This is a genomic window from Halomonas organivorans, assembly GCF_014192055.1.
GTDB classification, from domain to species: Bacteria; Pseudomonadota; Gammaproteobacteria; order Pseudomonadales; family Halomonadaceae; genus Halomonas; species Halomonas organivorans.
Genome location: NZ_JACHXM010000008.1, coordinates 1 through 19,848, shown reverse-complemented (window position 1 = coordinate 19,848; position 19,848 = coordinate 1). Strand labels below are relative to the sequence as shown.

General features: G+C 70.9%; 16 protein-coding genes. 11 read left to right on the top strand and 5 right to left on the bottom strand.

Features of this window, described 5'->3' with window-relative positions; genetic code table 11:
- Window positions 1–2: 2 nt before the first annotated feature.
- From ptsP to FHR96_RS10015, 11 genes are all read left to right on the top strand, one after another.
- Window positions 3–2,540, top strand: coding sequence for a phosphoenolpyruvate--protein phosphotransferase (gene ptsP, locus FHR96_RS10065; RefSeq protein WP_183387550.1), 2,538 nt, complete (start codon window positions 3–5; stop codon window positions 2,538–2,540).
- A complete protein-coding gene (gene nagE, locus FHR96_RS10060) occupies window positions 2,537–4,237 on the top strand; it encodes an N-acetylglucosamine-specific PTS transporter subunit IIBC (protein ID WP_183387549.1) in 1,701 nt (566 codons plus the stop codon). Before ptsP ends, nagE begins: the two co-directional genes overlap by 4 nt.
- A 90-nt stretch (window positions 4,238–4,327) precedes the next feature.
- Window positions 4,328–5,125 (top strand): Cof-type HAD-IIB family hydrolase, encoded by a 798-nt coding sequence (locus FHR96_RS10055; RefSeq protein ID WP_183387548.1) that lies wholly within the window; start codon window positions 4,328–4,330, stop codon window positions 5,123–5,125.
- Window positions 5,126–5,181: 56 nt separating this feature from the next.
- Window positions 5,182–5,907 (top strand): response regulator, encoded by a 726-nt coding sequence (locus FHR96_RS10050; protein ID WP_183387547.1) that lies wholly within the window; start codon window positions 5,182–5,184, stop codon window positions 5,905–5,907.
- The gene (locus FHR96_RS10045; protein WP_183387546.1) at window positions 5,904–7,388 is read left to right on the top strand and encodes a sensor histidine kinase; all 1,485 of its coding nucleotides are present in this window, start codon (window positions 5,904–5,906) and stop codon (window positions 7,386–7,388) included. The genes FHR96_RS10050 and FHR96_RS10045 overlap by 4 nt, the downstream gene beginning before the upstream one ends.
- Window positions 7,389–7,468: 80 nt before the next feature.
- Entirely contained in the window at window positions 7,469–8,659 is a 1,191-nt protein-coding gene (locus tag FHR96_RS10040; protein ID WP_343066362.1) for an AGE family epimerase/isomerase, read from the top strand.
- Window positions 8,660–8,781: 122 nt separating this feature from the next.
- Complete coding sequence (locus FHR96_RS10035; RefSeq protein WP_183387545.1) at window positions 8,782–10,056, top strand: ABC transporter substrate-binding protein; 1,275 nt, start codon at window positions 8,782–8,784, stop codon at window positions 10,054–10,056.
- Between the two features lie 63 nt (window positions 10,057–10,119).
- Window positions 10,120–11,061: a carbohydrate ABC transporter permease gene (locus FHR96_RS10030; protein WP_183387544.1), complete on the top strand. Its 942-nt coding sequence runs from the start codon at window positions 10,120–10,122 to the stop codon at window positions 11,059–11,061.
- On the top strand, window positions 11,054–11,932 hold the full coding sequence (locus tag FHR96_RS10025; RefSeq protein WP_183387543.1) for a carbohydrate ABC transporter permease: 879 nt from the start codon (window positions 11,054–11,056) through the stop codon (window positions 11,930–11,932). Before FHR96_RS10030 ends, FHR96_RS10025 begins: the two co-directional genes overlap by 8 nt.
- A gap of 88 nt (window positions 11,933–12,020) precedes the next feature.
- Entirely contained in the window at window positions 12,021–13,142 is a 1,122-nt protein-coding gene (locus FHR96_RS10020) for an ABC transporter ATP-binding protein (RefSeq protein WP_183387542.1), read from the top strand.
- A gap of 14 nt (window positions 13,143–13,156) precedes the next feature.
- Window positions 13,157–14,416, top strand: a complete 1,260-nt coding sequence (locus FHR96_RS10015) for a YbiU family protein (protein WP_183387541.1) — start codon at window positions 13,157–13,159, stop codon at window positions 14,414–14,416.
- On the opposite strand, the gene FHR96_RS10010 is transcribed toward FHR96_RS10015, so the two are convergent.
- From FHR96_RS10010 to FHR96_RS09990, 5 genes are all read right to left on the bottom strand, one after another.
- Window positions 14,403–14,843: a universal stress protein gene (locus FHR96_RS10010; RefSeq protein ID WP_183387540.1), complete on the bottom strand. Its 441-nt coding sequence runs from the start codon at window positions 14,841–14,843 to the stop codon at window positions 14,403–14,405. The two genes, FHR96_RS10015 and FHR96_RS10010, sit on opposite strands and share 14 nt — an antisense overlap.
- A 76-nt stretch (window positions 14,844–14,919) precedes the next feature.
- Window positions 14,920–15,981: a TIGR01620 family protein gene (locus FHR96_RS10005; RefSeq protein ID WP_183387539.1), complete on the bottom strand. Its 1,062-nt coding sequence runs from the start codon at window positions 15,979–15,981 to the stop codon at window positions 14,920–14,922.
- Window positions 15,978–17,363 (bottom strand): YcjX family GTP-binding protein, encoded by a 1,386-nt coding sequence (locus tag FHR96_RS10000; RefSeq protein ID WP_183387538.1) that lies wholly within the window; start codon window positions 17,361–17,363, stop codon window positions 15,978–15,980. The genes FHR96_RS10005 and FHR96_RS10000 overlap by 4 nt, the downstream gene beginning before the upstream one ends.
- 24 nt (window positions 17,364–17,387) lie before the next feature.
- Window positions 17,388–18,566, bottom strand: a complete 1,179-nt coding sequence (locus FHR96_RS09995; RefSeq protein ID WP_183387537.1) for an MFS transporter — start codon at window positions 18,564–18,566, stop codon at window positions 17,388–17,390.
- Complete coding sequence (locus FHR96_RS09990) at window positions 18,557–19,600, bottom strand: GlxA family transcriptional regulator (RefSeq protein ID WP_183387536.1); 1,044 nt, start codon at window positions 19,598–19,600, stop codon at window positions 18,557–18,559. Before FHR96_RS09990 ends, FHR96_RS09995 begins: the two co-directional genes overlap by 10 nt.
- Window positions 19,601–19,848: the final 248 nt, after the last annotated feature.

Genomic DNA, 19,848 nt, shown 5'->3' with positions numbered 1-19,848 from the left:
CCATGCCTACCCCATCCCTGACCCTGCAGGCGCCGTGCAATGGCGTGCTGCTGCCCCTGCACGCGGTGCCGGACCCGGTCTTCGCCGGCCTGGCGCTGGGCGAGGGCGTCGCCCTGGATCCCCTGGGCGACACCCTGCATGCCCCCTGCGACGGCGAAGTGGTGCAGTGTGCCCGGACTCGCCATGCCGTGACCCTGCGCACCGCCGAGGGCGTCGAACTGCTGCTCCACCTGGGCCTGGATACCGTCGAACTGGACGGCGAGGGCATCGAATTGGTCGTCACGACCGGCGATCGGGTGGCCGCCGGCCAGCCGCTGTGTCGCTTCGCCCCCGACCTGCTGGCGCGGCGGGCCAAGGCCCTGATCACCCCGCTGGTGGTCACCGAGCCCGCCGGCCACCGGATCGAGCCGGTCGAGCGGCCCAGCGGACAGCGCGTGGCCCAGGGCGACGCGCTGCTGACTCTGACTCAGACGCAGCAGCACGCGTCGCCCGCTGTGGCCGACGGGCCGACCCGCTCTTGCGAGCTGGTCCTGGCGCTGGCCGCCGGCCTGCACGCTCGGCCCGCCGCGCGGCTGCGCGCCATCGCCAGGGAGCACTCGGTAAGCCTGACGGTGGCCTCGGTGGACGGCGAGGCTTCGGCCGACAGCCTCAGCGCGCTGATGAACCTGGGAGTCGTGGAGGGCACGTCGCTGACGCTGACGGCGCGGGGCGAGCGAGCCGAGGCGGCCCTGGACGCCGCCCAGCGGCTGCTGACCACGCCCGAGGCCGCCGAGCCGGCCCCGGCACCTCAGGCGAGCCTCGCCGAGGCCGCCGACGGTCAGTATCCCGGCCTGGTGGCCAGCACCGGCCTGGCGATCGGTCCGCTGGTTGCCTACACCCCGGCGCTGCCGCGGGTGCCGCGGGACGGCGAGGGCCAGTCGGTCGAGGCGCCGCGTCTGACCCGCGCCCTGGAAACGGTGGGCGACGCCCTCGATGCCGCGTATCGGCGCGCCCGGGCGGCCGGCCAGGAGGCCGAGGCGGAAATCTTCGCCGCCCACCAGGCCTGGCTGGAGGATCCCGACCTGCGCCGGGCGGCAGACGATCGTCTCGCCGCGGGCCGCAGCGCCGGACAGGCCTGGCGCGAAGCACTGGACGCCGAGGCCGAGCGCCTGTCCGGCAGCGGCAACCCGCTGCTCGCCGGACGCGTCGCCGATCTGCGCGACCTGCAGCGCCGGGTGATGGCCGAGTTCGCCGAGGCCGAGGCGTCAGTGCCCGAGGTGCCCGCCGGGGCCATCGTGCTCGCCGAGGATCTTACCCCCTCCGAGCTGGTGGCCCTGGCCGAGGCCCGCCCGGCCGGGCTGTGTCTCGCCGCCGGTGGTACCACCTCCCACGTGGCGATCCTGGCCCGGGCCCGCGGGATTCCCTGCCTGGTGGCCATGGGCCATTGCATCGGCGAGCTCGACGGCGAGCGGGCCGTGCTCGATGCCGAAGCCGGGCTGCTCGAGCCGGCACCGAGCGCCGCGCGCCTGGCCGAAGTCGAGGCGGCCATCGCCGAGCGCGCCGAACGCGCCGCCCGGGAGCGGGCCGCCGCTCATGAGCCGGCCGTCACCCGCGACGGTCGCGAGATCGAGGTGGGCGCCAATATCGGCTCCGCCGATGAGGCGCGGTTGGCCGCCGAGGCGGGCGCCGACGGCATCGGCCTGATGCGCAGCGAGTTCCTGTTCCTCGAACGGTCCGCGGCACCCAGCGAGGCCGACCAGCGCGGCGAGTACCAGGCCGCGGTGGATGCCCTGGGCGGCAAGCCGGTGATCATCCGCACCCTGGATATCGGCGCCGACAAGCAGCTGCCTTACCTGCGCCTGCCCCAGGCGCCCAACCCGGCGCTGGGCCTGCGCGGCTCGCGGCTGTGGGAGAGCCATCCCGAACTGCTCGATGCCCAACTGCGCGCGCTGCTCGGCGTCACGGCCCCGGAGCGGCTGCGCATCATGGTGCCGATGATCGGCGACGCCGGCGAGCTGGCCCGGGTGCGCGAACGCCTCGAGCGTCTCGCCGAGGGGCTGGGCCTGACCCGGCTGCCGGCGCTGGGCGCCATGATCGAGGTGCCGAGCGCGGCCCTGTGTGCCCGGCGTCTCGCCGCCGAGGCCGACTTCCTGTCCATCGGCACCAACGACCTGACCCAGTACACCTTGGCCATGGATCGCGAGGATCCCGGGCTGGCGGCCCGCGCCGACGTGCTGCATCCGGCGGTGCTGACGCTGATCCACACCACCGTGGAGGGCGCCGCCGGGCGCTGTCCGGTCGGGGTGTGCGGCGCCGCCGCCGGCGACGACCTGGCCGCGCCGCTGCTGGCGGCGCTGGGCGTCGACGAGCTCTCGGTGGAGCCGGCCCGGGTGCCGGCGATCAAGGCCGCGCTGCGTCGCCTGGACGTCGCGGCCCTGGCCGGGACGATCCCCGAGCTGCTGGTCCTCGACGACGCCGCCGCGGTGCGCGAGCGCCTGGCGGGATGGTTCGCCGCGCAATCCACCATCACAACAACAACCCACGAGAGGATGCCCTCATGAGCACCACCCTCGGTTCCCGACTCATGGCCGGCCTGCAACGGCTCGGCCGCTCGCTGATGCTGCCCATCGCCGTGTTGCCGGTGGCCGGCCTGCTGCTGCGCCTGGGCCAGCCGGACCTGCTCGACATCGCCTTCGTCGCGGAGGCCGGCAATGCCATCTTCGCCAACCTGGCGCTGATCTTCGCCATCGGCCTGGCGGTGGGCTTCGCCGACGATAACAACGGCGCCGCCGGCCTGGCCGGGGTGATCGGCTACCTGGTGCTGGATGCCGTGCTCAAGACCCTCAATCCCGACATCAACATGGGAGTGCTGGCCGGGGTAATCATCGGCAGCGTGGCGGGGCTGCTCTATAACCGCTACAAGGCGATACAGCTGCCGGACTACCTGGCCTTCTTCGGTGGTCGGCGTTTCGTGCCCATCGCCACCGGACTGGCGGCGGTGGGGCTCGGCATCGTCTTCGGCTGGGCCTGGCCGGTCATCCAGTCTGGCATCGATGGCCTGGGTCATTGGCTGATCGAGGCCGGCGCGCTCGGCAAGTTCGTCTACGGCGCGCTGAATCGGCTGCTGATCGTCACCGGCCTGCACCACGTGCTCAACAGCTTCGTGTGGTTCGTGTTCGGCAGCTTCGACGGTGCCACCGGCGACCTCAACCGCTTCTTCGCCGGCGACCCCTCCGCCGGGGGCTTCATGGCCGGCTTCTTCCCGGTGATGATGTTCGGCCTGCCGGCGGCGGCGCTGGCCATGTACCACGCCGCGCCCCGGTCGCGACGCGCTCAGGTGGGCGGCCTGCTGATGTCGCTGGCGCTGACCGCCTTCCTGACCGGGGTGACCGAGCCCATCGAGTTCACCTTCATGTTCCTGGCGCCGCTGCTCTATGGCTTCCATGCGGTGATGACCGGGGTGTCCATGGCGCTGATGCAGTGGCTGGACGTCAAGCTCGGCTTCACCTTCTCTGCCGGCGCATTCGACTATGCACTGTCCTACGGACTGTCGACCCACGGCTGGCTGATGCTGCCGGTGGGGCTGGCCTATGCCGCCCTCTACTACATGGTGTTTCGCTGGGCCATCGTGCGCTTCGACCTGCCGACGCCGGGCCGCGAGCCCGAGAACGAGGCGGCCGAGGCGGCTCCCGCGGCCATCGGTGAACGCGGCCCGGCCTTCGTCGCCGCGTTGGGCGGGGCGAACAACCTGACGAGCGTCGGCGCCTGCACCACCCGGCTGCGCCTGGTGCTCGCCGATGCCGGCGCCATCGACGAGCCCGCTCTCAAGTCTCTGGGATCGCGTGGCGTGCTCAAGCTGGGCGGCGGCGGCCTGCAGGTCATCCTCGGCCCGATCGCCGACGGCGTGGCCGATGAGATTCGTGCCGCCGTGGCGGATGTCGGCCTGGCGGCTCCCGACGACGCTTCGCCGGAGACGGCGGGCGACGCCGAGCGCGACGCGCAGGTCGCCACCCCGGCGCCGGATGCCGAGCGGCTCGAGCGCTGGCGCCAGGCGCTCGGCGGCGTGGACAACCTGCGTCGCCTGGAAGCCCTGGCCCATAGCCGGCTGCGCGTCGAGCTGGCCGACGAGGCCCGTCTGGACGCTGCGGCCCTGGAGGCGCTGGGCTGTCGGGGCATCCAGTCGCTGGGGCAGGGCGCCTGGCACCTGGTGGTCGGCGACCAGGCCGCGCCGCTGGCCCGAGCGCTGAACGCCGGCTGAGCCTCCCCCGGGGCGCCGCACACGACCGCGAGTGGCGCCTCCGGGCCTGATAGAATGGGCGGACATTCTTTTCAGTGGAGGGCGCCGCCCATGTCGTCCCATCTCATCGTCACGGACCTCGACGGCACCCTGCTCGGCGCGGATCACGCCCTGGCGGACGTGACGGTCGACACCTTCCGCGCCCTGGCGGCCCGGGGCCACCATATCGCCCTGGCGTCGGGGCGCCATCATCGCGACATCCTGGCGTTCCGTGACCGGCTCGGCGTGGACGCCCACATCATCAGCACCAACGGGGCCTATACCCACGGCCCCGACGACGCCCTGATCGAGGCCCGCTACCTGCCGGTCGAGCTGGCCCGCGAGCTGATCGACCTGCCGCGCCCCGCCGAGGTTCGCCTCAATCTCTATCACGACGACGAGTGGGTGATCGACGCCGCGGCCCCGGGGCTGCTTGCCCTGCATGCTCACACCGGGTTCGGCTATCGGGTGGTGGCGCCGGAGCGGCTTTCCTCCGACGGTGTCGGCAAGGTGCTCTATATCGGGGATCCCGGGGCCCTCGCCGAGCTCGAGCAGGAGGTTCGCCGACGCGCCGGCGAGCGGCTGCACGTGACCTATTCGATGGGCAATTCGCTGGAGATCATGGCCGAGGGCGTCAACAAGGGCACCGCGCTGGCGGCGCTGCTCGCGCGCCTCGACCTGCCCGCCGAACGCTGCCTGGCGTTCGGCGACAACCTCAACGACGCCGAGATGCTGGCGCTGGCCGGCGAGGGTCACATCATGGCCAACGGCCACCCCGAGCTCGCGGCGACGCTACCCGGGGCCCGGCGCATCGGTCACCACGACGACGGCGCCGTGGCGCGCCACCTGGCCGGGCGCTTCGCGCTCTGAGCGCTGCCACCATGGTGGTATCGCCGGGTGACGGCGTCGCGGGTAAGGTGTCCGACATGACAACCCCCGCCGCTACCCTGATCGTGGTCGACGACGACCCGGAAATCCGCGACCTGCTGGCCGACTACCTGGGCCGTCACGGCTATCGCGCCCTGGTAGCGGAGGACGCCGTGGCGCTGCGCGAGCTGCTCGCCACCGAGCGTCCCGACCTGCTGATCGTCGACCTGATGCTACCCGGCGACGATGGGTTCGCGATCTGTCGCGAGGTGCGCCGCGACGGCGAGCTGCCGATCATCATGCTCACCGCCAGTCCCGACGAGACCGATCGCATCCTCGGCCTCGAGCTTGGCGCCGACGACTACCTGGGCAAGCCCTTCAATCCCCGCGAGCTGCTGGCTCGGATCAAGGCGGTGCTGAGACGCTGCCGGCCGCGGGAACCGTCGATTCCTCCGGCGCGAGCCAGGGTGGTGGCCTTCGGCGACTGGCGGCTGGATCGCGTGACCCGCGAGCTGATCGGCGCCGACGGCGCACGCAGCGCGCTCTCCGGCGCCGATTTCACGCTGCTGCAGGCCTTCCTCGATCACGCCGAGCAGGTGCTGTCGCGCGACGCCTTGTTCGACCTGACCCGGGGGCGACCGGCGCCGCCGCTGGATCGCTCCATCGACGTGCATGTCTGTCGCCTTCGCCAGCGGCTGGGCGAGGACGCCCAGCACTCGGCGCTGATTCGCACCGTGCGCGGCGCGGGCTACGTGCTGGCGGCCCGGGTGGACGTGATCGCGTGAGTCGCGGTGCCTGGCGACGTGGCCGCCGGCGGCTGGCGCGCTGGCTGCCGCGTACCCTGCGTGGCCGCTTCCTGCTGATCATGCTGGTCGGCGTGCTCGGCGCCCAGCTGGCCAGCTATGCCATCTGGACGACCCAGGTGCGCGATGGACGGCTCGCCCGGCTCGACGAGCTGTCGCGCGACATCGCCTACAGCGTGGCGTCCACGGTGCGCTTCTTCCGTTCGCTGCCCTACGGCTACCGCCATATCGTGCTCGACCAGCTGCGCGACATGGGCGGCACGCGCTTCTTCGTCAGCGTCAACGATCACCGCATCGCCGTGTCCGATGCCGGGGCGGGGCCCGAGGCGCGGCTGGTGATCGACAACTTCCGGGGCGTGCTGCGCGCCGAGCTCGGCGTCACCGATGCCCAGGTGGCCTTCTCGGAGCCCGGCACCCTGCGGCTGCTCAACAACGAAGTGCCGCTGCGCGACCTGCCGCCGCGCTGGGGGCAGCACAGCCTGCTGACGGCGCCGCCGTCGCAGCCGATCCTGGTGGTGCAGCTGCCTCTGGAGGCCGACCAGTGGCTCTACGTGGCCACCCTGCTGCCGGTGCCGGAGGGCCTGGACGCGCGCCAATGGCTGTCCGCGGATCGCCTGTTCGTGCTGCTGGTGGTACTGCTGACCGTGATCGGCCTGTCGTGGCTGGGCATTCGCAGCGCCACCCGAACCCTGGCGCGGCTGGCCAGGGCGGCGCGGCGCTTCGGCGACGACCTGGATGCACCGTCGCTCGGCGAGGGCGGGCCGCGGGAGGTGGCGGCCTCGGCGGCGGCCTTCAATCGCATGCAGCGGCGTATCCGGCACCAGGTGGAGGAGCGCGAGCGGCTGTTCTCGGCGATCTCTCACGATCTCAAGACGCCGATCACACGCCTGCGGCTGCGCGCCGAGATGCTCGACGACCCGGCCCAGCGCGAGCGTTTCTGCGCCTCTCTCGATGAGCTCGATCAGCTGGTGAGAGGTGCCCTGGATTCGGTCAAGGGGCTCGACATGCACGAGGCGGTCGCCGACGTCGACCCGCGGGCACTGCTCGAGGAACTGGCCGGCGAGCTGCGGTTGCAGGGCGGCGAAGTGACGATCGAGGGCAAGTCGGCGCCGCTTGCCGTCAAGCCGCTGGCGTTCAAGCGCTGCCTGGCCAACCTGCTGGAGAACGCCGTCTTCTATGGCCGGCGCGCCGAGGTGAGCCTGACGGACGATGCGTGGTCGCTGCGCCTCGATATCCGCGACCATGGGCCGGGCATTCCGGCGGCGCAGCGCGAGCGGGTCTTCGAGCCCTTCGTGCGCCTCGAGCCGTCGCGCAGCCGACATACCGGCGGCAGCGGCCTGGGGCTGGGCATTGCCCGACACATTCTCGAGGCCCACGGCGGGCGGCTGCAGCTCGACGACCCGCCCGGCGGCGGGTTGGTGGTGCGCCTCGCGCTACCGCGTCCCGGCCCGCTGGCCTCGTAACACTTCGCAGCATTTGGAAATACGGCATTCCCCCCCGGCTCACGCTAGGCTGGACCCGATATTCCTGCAGGAGGCACCCAGTGAACGTCTACGATTGCGACTTTCTCGCCGCCCATGTCCGCAAGACCATGGCCTTCTACCATCCCCGCGCCATCGACCCGCACGGTGGTTTCCATCACTACCTGCTCGATGACGGCACCATTCTCGATCGCGGCCATCGCCACCTGGTCTCCAGTGCCCGCTATGTGGTGACCTACGCCCGCTACGCTCGCCATGGCGGCGGCGACGAGTACCGCCACTGGGCGCGGCATGGCCTGGCCTACCTGGAGCAGGCGCACTTCCAGACCGCCTCCCAGGGCTATGCCTGGACCCTCGACGCCGGGGTGGTGGAGGACGATACCCATCACTGCTACGGGCTGGCCTTCGTGCTGCTTGCCTACGCCGAGGCGCTCAAGGCCGGTATCGACGAAGCGCGAGACGGCCTCTATGCCGTTCATCGGATGCTGCAGAGGCGTTTCTGGGAGCCGCGCTGGCAGCGCTTCGCCGATGAGGCCGACCGGCACTGGCGAGTGTCGGCCTATCGCGGCCAGAACGCCAACATGCACGGCTGCGAGGCGCTGATCGCCGCCTTCGAGGCCACCGGCGACGCCGCCTTCCTCGACCAGGCGCTGGCCATCGCCCGGGCCATGGTGACGGCCAATCGCGACCATCCCCACGGCTGGATCTGGGAGCACTACGACGACCAGTGGCGGCCCGACTGGGACTACAATCGCGACGACCCGGCCCACCTGTTCCGCCCCTGGGGTTACCAGGTCGGCCATCAGACCGAGTGGGCCAAGCTGCTGGTGATGCTGGAGCGTCATCGGCCCGAGCCCTGGCTGGTGACCGCCGCCGAGCGGTTGTTCCTGTCCAGCGCCACGGCGGGCTGGGACCGTCGCCACGGCGGCCTGGTCTACGGCCTCGATCCGGCGGAGCGGGTCTGCGACGGCGACAAGTACTTCTGGGTGCAGGCCGAGAGCCTGGCGGCGGCGGCGCTGCTCGGCGCGCGCACCGGCCGGCCCGCCTACTGGCGCTGGTACGAACGGCTCTGGGACTATAGCTGGCGCCATTTCATCGACCATCGCCACGGTGCCTGGTACCGCATCCTGACCCCTGACAACCGCCGCTACTCCGACGTCAAGAGTCCGGCCGGCAAGGTCGACTATCACACCATGGGCGCCTGCCACGACATCATGGATGCCCTGGCCGGGAGACATGTTTCAGCCCCGTAACATCTCGGCAATACTATCCAGTATTAGGTAACGCCTATCGATGCCACGAATGCGCTAGCGTGAGGCGAGCCGCCAAGGTTTCGGGCGGCAGTCGAGACAACAACAATCAGGAGGCACGTCACATGCGCGCATTGATGCGATTCACCCCACTCCGCCATGCCCTGCTGGGACTGACCGCGGCCGGTGCCCTCGGCGCCGGCCAGGTCCAGGCCGGGGAGGTCGAGGTCCTGCACTGGTGGACCTCCGGCGGCGAGGCCAAGGCGGTGGGCGAACTGCGCGACCTGCTCGAGGCGGAAGGGCACCAGTGGAAGGACTTCGCGGTGGCCGGCGGTGCCGGCGACAGCGCCATGACGGTGCTCAAGTCGCGGGCGATGTCCGGCAATCCGCCTGCGGCGGCGCAGATCAACGGCCCGGAGATCCAGGAGTGGGGCGAGCTCGGCCTGCTCGGCAATCTCGACGGCGTGGCGGAGCAGGGCGACTGGGACGCGCTGCTGCCCGAAGTGGTGGCCGACATGATGCGCCACGACGGCCACTACGTGGCGGTGCCGGTCAACGTCCATCGGGTCAACTGGCTGTGGGCCAATCCCGAAGTGCTCGCCGATGCCGGGGTCGAGATGCCGACCAGCTGGGACGAGATGTTCGCCGCCGGCGATGCCCTGCGCGAGGCGGGCTACGTGCCGCTGGCCCATGGCGGTCAGCCTTGGCAGGACGCTACCCTGTTCGAGAGCGTGGTGCTGAGCCTCGGCGGCAGCGACTTCTATCGCCGCGCCTTCGTCGACCTCGACGAGCAGACCCTCACCAGCGACACCATGATCGAGGCGCTGACCACCTTCAAGCGCCTGCGCGAGCTGATGGACGAGGGCATGCCGGGACGCGACTGGAACCTGGCCACCGGCATGGTGATCGACGGCGACGCCGCCATGCAGATCATGGGCGACTGGGCCAAGGGCGAGTTCACCGCCGCCGACATGCAGGCCGGCGAGGATTATCAATGCGCGCCGGTGCCGGGCACCGAGGACGCCTTCACCTTCAACATCGACAGCTTCGCGATGTTCAAGCTCGGCGATGCCGAGGCGCGCGAAGCGCAGTTCGCCCTGGCGCGGCTGATCCTCGAGCCGGAGTTCCAGAAGACCTTCAATCAGCTCAAGGGCTCGATTCCGGCGCGCCCGGATCTCGACATGAGCGGCTTCGACGACTGTGCCCTGCGCTCCATGGAGGACTTCCAGGCCGCCCGCGACGCCGACACCCTGGTGCCCAGCATGGCGCACCGCATGGCCATGCGCAGCGATGTCCAGGGCGCCTTCTTCGATATCATTACCAACTACTTCAACTCGAGCGACATGAGCGCCGACCAGGCCGCCGAGCGGCTGGCCCAGGCCGCCAGCCTGGCCCTCTGAGCGTTCCGTCCGGCGCCCGTCAACGTGCGGGCGCCGCCCCTTCCTCGAGTGTGAGGTGATCCCATGAAATCCGTTTCGACCCACGCGGACGCCTGGCGGCGCGGCGGGCGTCCCGCGGCGCGTGCCAGTCTCACGGGGCAGTTCCAGACCTGGCTGCCCAAGCTGGTGCTGGCGCCGTCCGTGGCGATCTCGCTGTGCTTCATCTACGGCTTCATGCTGTGGACCTTCGTCCTCTCGTTGACCAATTCACGCATGCTGCCCAGCTACGACTTCGTCGGCTTCGCCCAGTATTCGCGGCTGATGGCCAACGAGCGCTGGTGGGTGGCGGCCACCAATCTCGGCGTGTTCGGCGCGCTGTTCGTCGGCGTCTGCCTGGTGCTGGGAGCCGGCCTTGCGATCCTGCTCGACCAGCGGATCCGCCAGGAGGGCGTGCTGCGTACGATCTACCTGTATCCCATGGCGCTGTCGTTCATCGTCACCGGGGTGGTGTGGAAGTGGCTGCTCAACCCGGGCCTGGGCATCCAGGCGATGGTGCGCGGCTGGGGCTTCGAATCCTTCACCTTCGACTGGCTGGTGGATCCCGACATGGCGGTCTACACCCTGGTGATCGCCGCGGTGTGGCAGGCCTCGGGCTTCGTCATGGCGCTGTTCCTGGCCGGCCTGCGCGGCATCGACGACAGCATCCTCAAGGCCGCCCAGCTCGATGGCGCCAGCCTGCCGCAGGTCTACCGCCGGGTGGTAATGCCCTGCCTGCGGCCGGTGGTGTTCAGCGCGGTGATGATTCTCTCGCACATCGCCATCAAGAGCTTCGACCTGGTGGTGGCGCTGACCGGCGGTGGACCGGGCTATGCCTCCGACCTGCCGGCGACCTTCATGTACGCCCACGCCTTCACCCGGGCCCAGATCGGCATGGGCTCGGCCAGCGCCATCCTGATGCTCGGTGGAGTGCTGGCGATCCTGGTGCCCTACCTGTATTCCGAACTGCGGAGCCGTCGACATGGATAACGTGATTCGCTCCCGGACGCCGGCGGCGCGTGCCGGGCGCCTGCTGCTGCAGGCGGTGCTGGTCGTCGCCGCACTGTGGTATCTGCTGCCGCTGGCGGTGATGGTGCTGACCTCGCTCAAGCCCCTGGACGAGATCGGCGCCGGCAGCCTGCTGACGCTGCCCGAGCACCCGACGCTGGCGCCCTGGCTCAAGGCCTGGGGCTCGGCCTGCACCGGGATGCGCTGCGAGGGGGTGAGCGGCTACTTCTGGAACTCCTTCGCCATCGTCATCCCGGCGGTCATCATCGCCACCCTGATCGGGGCGCTGAACGGCTATGCCCTGACCAAGTGGCGCTTCCGCGGCGCGGAGCTGCTGTTCGCGCTGATGCTGTTCGGTTGCTTCATCCCCTTCCAGGTCATCCTGCTGCCGATGGCCCAGACCCTGGGCTGGCTGGGGCTGTCCAGCTCCCGGGCCGGACTGGTGCTGGTGCACGTGGTGTTCGGCATCGCCTTCACCACGCTGTTCTTCCGCAACTTCTACGTGTCGATCCCCGATGAGCTGGTCGCGGCGGCCAAGCTGGACGGCGCGGGTTTCTTCCGCATCTTCTGGCGCATCCTGTTGCCGGTCTCCAAGCCGATCATCGTGGTCTCGGTGATCTGGCAGTTCACCCAGATCTGGAACGACTTCCTGTTCGGGGTGGCCTTCTCCGGGCACGACACCCAGCCGGTGACGGTGGCGCTCAATAACCTGGTCAACACCTCGACCGGGGTCAAGGAGTACAACGTCGACATGGCCGCCGCCATGATCGCCGCGCTGCCGACCCTGCTGGTCTACGTGCTGGCCGGCAAGTATTTCGTGCGCGGGCTCACCGCCGGCTCGGTCAAGGGCTAGCGACGCGATAGCACGGTAGCCGCCCTCATCGACGGCGGCCCGTCGGCCCCCGGTACGAGGGCAATAGAACAATGAAGAGGTAACCACCATGTCAGCTTTGGAAATCCAGCGGGTCTGCAAGGACTTCGGCAGCACCCAGGTGCTCAAGGACGTCAGCCTGGCCATCGACTCGGGCGAGTTCCTGATCCTGGTCGGCCCCTCCGGCTGCGGCAAGTCGACCCTGATGAACGCCATCGCCGGCCTCGAGCCGGTGACCTCCGGGGAAATTCTCATCGGCGGCGAGGACATCACCTGGCGCACCCCAGCCGAGCGCGATATCGCCATGGTCTTCCAGTCCTATGCGCTCTACCCGAGCATGACGGTGCGCGGCAACATCGCCTTCGGCCTGGAGATGCGCAAGGTGCCCAGGGCCGAGCGCGAGGCGGCCGTTGAGCGGGTCGCCGACCTGCTGCAGATCTCGCATCTGCTCGAGCGCAAGCCCTCGCAGCTCTCCGGTGGCCAGCGCCAGCGGGTGGCCATGGGCCGGGCGCTGGCCCGCGAGCCCAAGGTCTACCTGTTCGACGAGCCGCTCTCCAACCTCGATGCCAAGCTGCGGGTGGAGATGCGCACCGAGATCAAGAAGCTCCACCAGCGTCTGGGCACCACCATCGTCTACGTGACCCACGACCAGATCGAGGCCATGACGCTGGCCGACTGCATCGCCGTGATGCGTGACGGCCGGATCCTGCAGATGGGGAGTCCCGACGAGATCTACAACGACCCGGTGGATATCTTCGTGGCCGGCTTCATGGGCTCACCGTCGATGAACTTCGTCGCAGCGGTGCTCGAGGGCGGGCCCGGCGACTATCGCCTGCGCGTGGCGACGCCCGGCGCCGACGACCTGCTGCTGCCCTGGCCGGCGAGCCGCGAGACCGCCGTCCTGGCCGAATGCTGCGGTCGGACGCTGACGCTGGGCCTGCGTCCCGAGCACTTCAGCGAGGAAGATGCGCGCCTCGGCGAGCAGGCCGAGGGCACGCCGCTGTCGGCGACCGTCAGCGTGGTCGAGCCCACCGGGGCCGATATCCTGCTGCGCCTGCCGCTCGGCGACGGCGAGATCACGGCCCGGGTGAATCCCGACTGCCGGGTGGCGGCGGGAGAGCGCCTGGGCCTGCGCGTCGACATGCGTCGTGCGGTGCTCTTCGATCCCGACAGCGAACAGCGTCTCGCCTGACACAGGAGATCGTCATGCCACAGCAAGCCTTTACCTTCGATCCCGAGCGGCTCGGCGAGACCATCGCCACTGCCAAGCGTGAGCTGCGCCACCGGATAGGCGACTATCGCGGCGCCTTCGCCCGGGCCGAAGCCGCCATTCTCGCCCAGGCGGCCGAGATCCGGGCGGAGCGCGAGGCAGGCCGCTCGGCGATCCCGAGCCTCGACGCCGACGACGTGGTGGCCGGCCGGGTCGACGAGGCGGTCCTGGCGCAGATCCGCCGACGCGGCGCCTGCGCCATCCACGGCGTGTTTCCGGAGTCCACCGCCGCGTCCTGGAACGCCGAGATCGGCGACTACCTGGCGCGCAACCGCTTCATGGCAAGGCTCGCCGAGGCCGCCGAGGACCCTTACTTCGGTGGCCTCGATCAGGGCACGCCGCAGATCTACGGCCTCTACTGGTCGCGCCCCCAGGTGCTGGCGCGCCAGGATCCGCGCCTGGCCGCCGCCTGCCGTTTCCTCAATGGCCTGTGGGACGCCGGGGAAGAGTTCGACCCCGGGCGCCTGGCCTGCTATGCCGACCGGCTGCGGCGTCGCCCGCCGGGCTCGGCGAGCCTGGGGCTGTCGCCCCACGTCGACGGCGGTTCCGTGGAACGCTGGCTGGAGGCCAATTTCCGCGACGTCTATCGGCACGTCTTCGACGGCCGGCCGGAGCGCTTCGATCCCTTCGACGCGCGCAGCCGCACCCGGGTGCGCGAGGTGAAATCGCCGGTGGTGTGCTCGATGTTCCGCACCTTCCAGGGCTGGACGGCGCTGACGGCGCAGCGCGGCGGGGCGGGCACTCTCAACCTGATCCCGATCGCCGATGTGATGAGCTATTTGCTGCTGCGGGCGCTGCAGGACGACGTGCCCGACGATGATCTGTGCGGGGCCCGGCCGGGTCGGGCGCTGTCGGTAGACCCTCACTGGCATGCGCCGTTGCTCGAGGCGCTGACGCCGATCCCGGACCTGGCGCCCGGCGACACCATCTGGTGGCACTGCGACGTGGTGCATGCGGTGGACCCCGAGCATCGCGGGCACGAGGACAGCAACGTGATCTATATCGGCGCGGCGCCCTGGTGCGACAAGAATGCTGCCTACCTTGAAGAGCAGTGGCGGGCCTTCGCGTCGGGGCGCACGCCGCCGGATTTCGCCGCGGACGATTTCGAAGTGGACTTCGTCGGGCGCGGGGGGCCGGCGCTGCTGACGCCGCTGGGGCGTGCACAGATGGGGGCCTCGTCGGTCAGCGAACGGTGATCACCCGGCACTTGGCGCCGTGGCTGACCTTGTGGGACACGCTGCCCACCACCAGCCCCTTGAGGTCGCCGAGGCCCCGGCTGCCCATGACGATCGTCTCGACGCCATGCTCCTCGGCGGCGGCCAGGATCGCCTGACTGGGATCGCCCTGGGTGAGCACGGGGGTGAGCTGTTCGACGCCCAGGGTCCTGGCCTCTTCCATGGCATGGTCGAGCAGCTCGCGGCCGACCTGCTCGCGCTTCTCGAGGGTGGCACCCAGCGGCACCGCGCCGGCGCCCCACACCAGCAGGGGCTCGTGGGGCAGCGCCTCGGGGATATGCAGCAGGACGATGCGACCGTCCTCCTGGCGGGCCAGCTTGCAGGCCACGCACAGCGCGACGCGCGAGTGCTCGGAACCGTCGACGGGCACGAGAATGGACTGGAACATGGGGAGGTCTCCTTGGCTTGGCCGGGTCACACCCCTACAGCCTAGACGGCCTGCCGACGGTGTGGGCTGATCCTCATCAACTCTCGCCGTCCTCCCGGCGCTCCAGGCGCCGCAGCCGGTTCCACAGTTCGCGGCGCAGGTCGGCGATGCGCGGGCGTTCGGCCTCGTCGAAGGCCAGCGGTCGCGTCAGGCGCTGGGCGCGCAGCCCCAGCCGCGCCCCCAGCAGACCGACCCCGAGCCCCTGGCCGGCACGTGCCGAGAGGCGTCCGGCCAGGTTCAGCGACAGCCACTCCATGCCGGCTTCGCTGGCCATCTCGCTGGCCCCGGCGAAGGCCATGTCGCGCAGCACCCGGCGAAACAGGCTGAGCCGCGCCGCATAGCCCAGCTCCAGGCCATAGAGCCGGCACAGTCGGTCGATCAACGCCAGGTGGCGCCAGGCCACCAAGGCCATGTCGACCAGCGTCAGCGGGCTGAGCGCCACCATCACCGCCGTCTCGCCGCTCATCCGCGAGATCAGCCGGCTCGCCTCGCGATCCCGCGGGGCGAGCAGGTGATGGGCCAGCAGGGCCTGGGTCTCGCGACCGTCATGGTGGGGCTCGCGTGCGGCGAGGAAAGCCCGCCAGTGAGGATGGTCATCGTCCAGCGCCAGGCGGCGGCGCAGGGTCTCGGCGGTGGCTCGAGCCTGGCGCGGCGTGGCCTCGGGCAGTGCCGAAAGCGCCTCGCGCAGCCGCTCGTGGCCGCGCAGGCGACGCAGCCGCCACACTTCTCGAGCCAGCGCGCCACCGCCCAGGCCGATGGCGCCGAGCCCCAGCAAGGCCCAGCCCAGGCCGAGCCAGTCGCCTTCGGCCAGCGACGCCGGTAGCGACAGGGCGAGCTCGCCGGCGCCCAGGCCAAGCCCCGCGGCCAGCAGGCCGAACAGCCCCCAGCGGCGTCGCCGCGGTGGCGCCAGGCCCGCCGTGACGGCAGCCTCGCCGGCGTCGCTGTCGGGCTCCGTGGCGGCCAGCGGATGGTGGGCCTGGTCGGGATCGTAGCGTCGGCCCGGCGCCGGTGCCTCGTCGGGTGCCTCGTCTGGAGAAGGGGCCGTGTCCAGCGAGAAACGCTGGCCGGGGCGCGGATCGGTGTCGTGAGGAGCGGTCATGTCAGCTTGTCTCCGATCAGCCAGTCCAGGGCGGCGTCGAGGCGGATATGCGGCAGGGCGCCGCCGTCCCGGGGCAGGGGGCGGAAGGCGGTGAAGGCAAACCCCTGGCGGCCCCAGAAGTCGGCGTCGGGCAGTCGTTCCGGGACCTCGCCGGGGAACAGCAGCGCCTCCTCGCCCTCGAGGGTGGTGCCGCGCAGGGCCGGTTGGCGCTTGCCGCGGTGGTCGACCTCGCGCGGTTCGGTGGCGCGGATCGAGGCCAGGCTCAGGGCGCGCACCGGCACGTCGGCGAAGCGCAGGTCCTTGAGCGGCTCGGCGAGCAGCGCCTCCAGCAGGCCGGTAAGTCGGGCGTGCTGCTCGGGAGTGACGTGGTCGGCCTTGGTGGCGGCGATGGCCAAGCGATCGATGCGCGGGGCGAACAGCCGCGACAGCAGGCTGCGTCGGCCGTAGTCGAAGCTTTGCATCAGCCGCGACAGCGCCCGGGACAGATCCTCGAAGCGTTCCGGGCCGGCGTTCAGCGCTCCCAGCACGTCGACCAGCACGATCTGGCGGTCGAAGCGGCGGAAGTGCTCGCGGTAGAAGGGTTTGACGATGTACTGCTGATAGTGGCGAAAGCGCCGCGCCAGGGTGGCGTAGAGGCTCTCCGGGGGTAGCCGCTCGAGGTCGGCCGGGTCGGCGGCGTCGAGCCCTGGCAGGGGAAAGAACTGCAGCACCGGTGCCCCCGCCAGCTCGCCGGGCAGCAGGAAACGCCCGGGCTGGAGATCGGAGAAGCCGGCCTCGCGGGCCGCCCGCAGCCCCTCGGCGTAGCGCTCGGCGATCTCGGCCAGGCGGCTTTCCTCGACTTCCTGAGCCGGTTCCAGGTCCGCCACCTCGCGCTGCCAGTCGGCAAACAGCATGGCCCGCTCGCCGTCGAAACGTTGGGCGCGGCACCAGCTGGCGAAGTCATGCTCGAGGAGCGGCAGGTCGAGCAGCCACTCGCCCGGGTAGTCGAACAGATCCAGGGTCAGCCGCCGGGTATCGCCGCCGACCCAGCCGGGACGACGCGGCCGGTAGCGGATCGATAGGCGCAGCTCGCTGATGCCGCGGGTCGGCTCTGGCCAGCGCGGCGGGGAGTCGTCCAGCGCCGCCAGGGCGCGGTCGAAGGGAAAGCGCGGTACGCCGAGGTCCTGCTGCTCGACCCGGCGGGCCCCCAGCAGGCGCCCCTCCCGGGCCGCCGGCAGCAGGTCGAGGCGGGCCTCGAGCCCGGCATGGCGCAGCTGGTCGACCAGCGACGTGAGAAAGGCGGTCTTGCCGGCCCGCGACAGGCCGGTGACCGCCAGCCGAAGCTGGCGGTCGCGTCCGCGTTCTAGTAGATCATGGAAATCGCGTGTCAGGTCCCGGGGCATTCGTGGCGTCGCTCGGCATCCGTGTCAGCCTCTAATCTGTGGGCGGCGAGCGCGGAAGGCAAGGTGTCGCAGGCCCAGCAGCGCCAGAGGCAGCAGGCACAGGGGGATCAGCAGCGCGTTGAGCATCGACCAGCCGAGCAGGGTCATGGCGGGGCCGGCGAGCAGGGCCGTCAGCGCCGCGGTGGAGAACACCAGGAATTCGTTGGCCGCCTGGGTGCGGGCCTTCTCGGCGGGGCGGTGGGCCTCGGTGAGCAGGCCGGTGGCCGGCAGGAAGGTGAAGTTCCAGCCCAGGCCGAGCAGCACCAGCCCGGTGTGGAAACCGGCGATCCCGGCGTCGAACTGGGCGGTCAGGGCGCTGGCGACCAGCAGCAGGCAGCCGGCGGCGATCATCCGCGAGGCGCCGAAGCGGGCGGTCAGGCGTCCGGTGACGAAGGAGGGCAGGAACATCGCCACCACGTGCCACTGGATGGTGGCCGCCACATGGTCGAAGCCATGGCCGACTTCGGCCATTGCCAGGGGCGTGGCGGTCATGGCCAGGTTCATCACCCCGTAGCCGACCATGGCGCTGACCACCGCCAGCAGGAAGACCGGCTGGCGAATGATCTCGGCCAGCGGGCGCTGTTCGCCGTCGACGGTATCGGCAGCCGGCTCGGGCATGCGCACGAAGGCCAACAGCGCCAGGGCTGCCAGATAGAGCACGCCGAGCCCCAGGAAACTGCCCAGGTAGGGGGTGTCGGCCAGGGCGTGGCTGTGACGCGCCAGCCAGGGGCCGAAGAAGGCGGCCAGAACGCCGCCGCCCATCACCAGGCCGATAGCCCGGTCGCGTCCGCCCTCGGGTGCCGCCTCCACCGCGGCGAAGCGATACAACTGCCCGAAGCCGATGCCGATGCCGATCAGCCAGGTGGCGAGCAGGAAGATGGCGAAGCTCTGGATATGCAAGGCGAACACGGCCAGCGCGGTCCCGCCCAGCCCCAGCAGGTTGCCGAGCACGAAGCCGCGGCGTCGGCCGAGGCGGGCCATGATCAGCGAGGCCGGAATGGTGGCGCACATCAGCCCCAGCCACTGGGTGGCGACGGGAGTGGTGGACCAGGTGGGCGCCGGCGCGAGCTGGGCGCCGATCAGCGGCGACACGGCGATCAGCAGGATGTTGCCGCTGACCAGCAGGGCCTGGCACAGCGAGAGCAGGGAAACCGTCAATGGCATGGCAGGGTGTCCTCGTGGTGGGGGGAGCGGGCGCCGAAGCGCTCATGATAGACCGACGGCGGCACGCCGTAACGGCGGTGAAAGAGGCGCCGCAGCTGTTCCGCGCCGCCCAGGCGCCACTGGGCGGCAAGGCGCGCGAGCGGCGGCGCGGGATGGGTCGCGAGCAGCTGTTGCCGGGCACCCTCCAGGCGCAGCTGCGTCAGGTAGGCGCCGGGCGTGGTATCGAGATGGCGGCGGAACAGCCGCGACAGGTGGCGCGGGGTGACCGCCATGCGTGCGGCCATGCTCTCCAGGCGGTGGTTGCCGGCGGGGTCGGCGTGCAGCTGGTCCAGCAGCTCGCGCAGCGGGCCGGCGGTGCGCTGCTGGTGGCGCAGTGCCTCACTGAACTGGGACTGGCCGCCGGGCCGGTGCAGGAACATCACCAGCTCGCGGGCCACCCGGCCGGCCAGCTCGCCGCCGTGATCGGCCGCGACCAGCGACAGCGCCAGGTCGATGCCGGCCGTCACCCCGGCGCTGGTGTAGCGGCCGCGATCGTCGACGTAGAGGGCATCGGACTCGACGCGCACCTGCGGATGGGCCTGTGCCAGCGCCTCGGCATGGCGCCAGTGGGTGGTGGCGCGGCGGCCGTCGAGCAGCCCGGCCCGGGCCAGCAGGAAGGCGCCCGTGCAGATGGCGCCGAGTCGCCTGACCCGCGGGGCCATCTCGCGCAGCTCGTCGAGGTGGTGTCCGGCCCGGCATTCCGCAAAGACGCCGCTGCCGCCGGCCACCAGCAGGGTGTCCGGTGCACCGCGTGCCGCCAGGCCCGCCCAGTCGAGGTCGGCCAGCATCGCCAGGCCGCCGTTGGTGGTCAGGGTGCCGGGCGCGCGGGCGACCAGCTCCAGGGCGTAGAGGGGCTGGCCCGCGCAGTCGTTGGCGCTGGCGAACACCTGCCAGGGGCCGCAGACGTCGAGGGCCTGGCAGTCAGGATAGGCGATCAACGCGATGCGGCGCGTCGAGGTGGCGGTGGGCGAGGTGAGGGAGGACGAGGCGGCCATCCGGGGGCTCCCAGTGTGAACGATGTCCTCGAGTTTGACCTCAAGGCGCGATGTCCACAATGACCAATGCCCCACCAATAAGGACATGCGGTCCCCAGACGAAGACGCCCCGCGGTGAGCGGGGCGTCTAGGAGGCCGATGGGCGGGCCGGCGTCAGCCGGCGAAGGCCGCGTAGATGGCGATCACCAGGATCACCAGCACGATGCCGGCCGGTACCGCGCCCTTCCACGGCGTCAGGTCGACGGCGC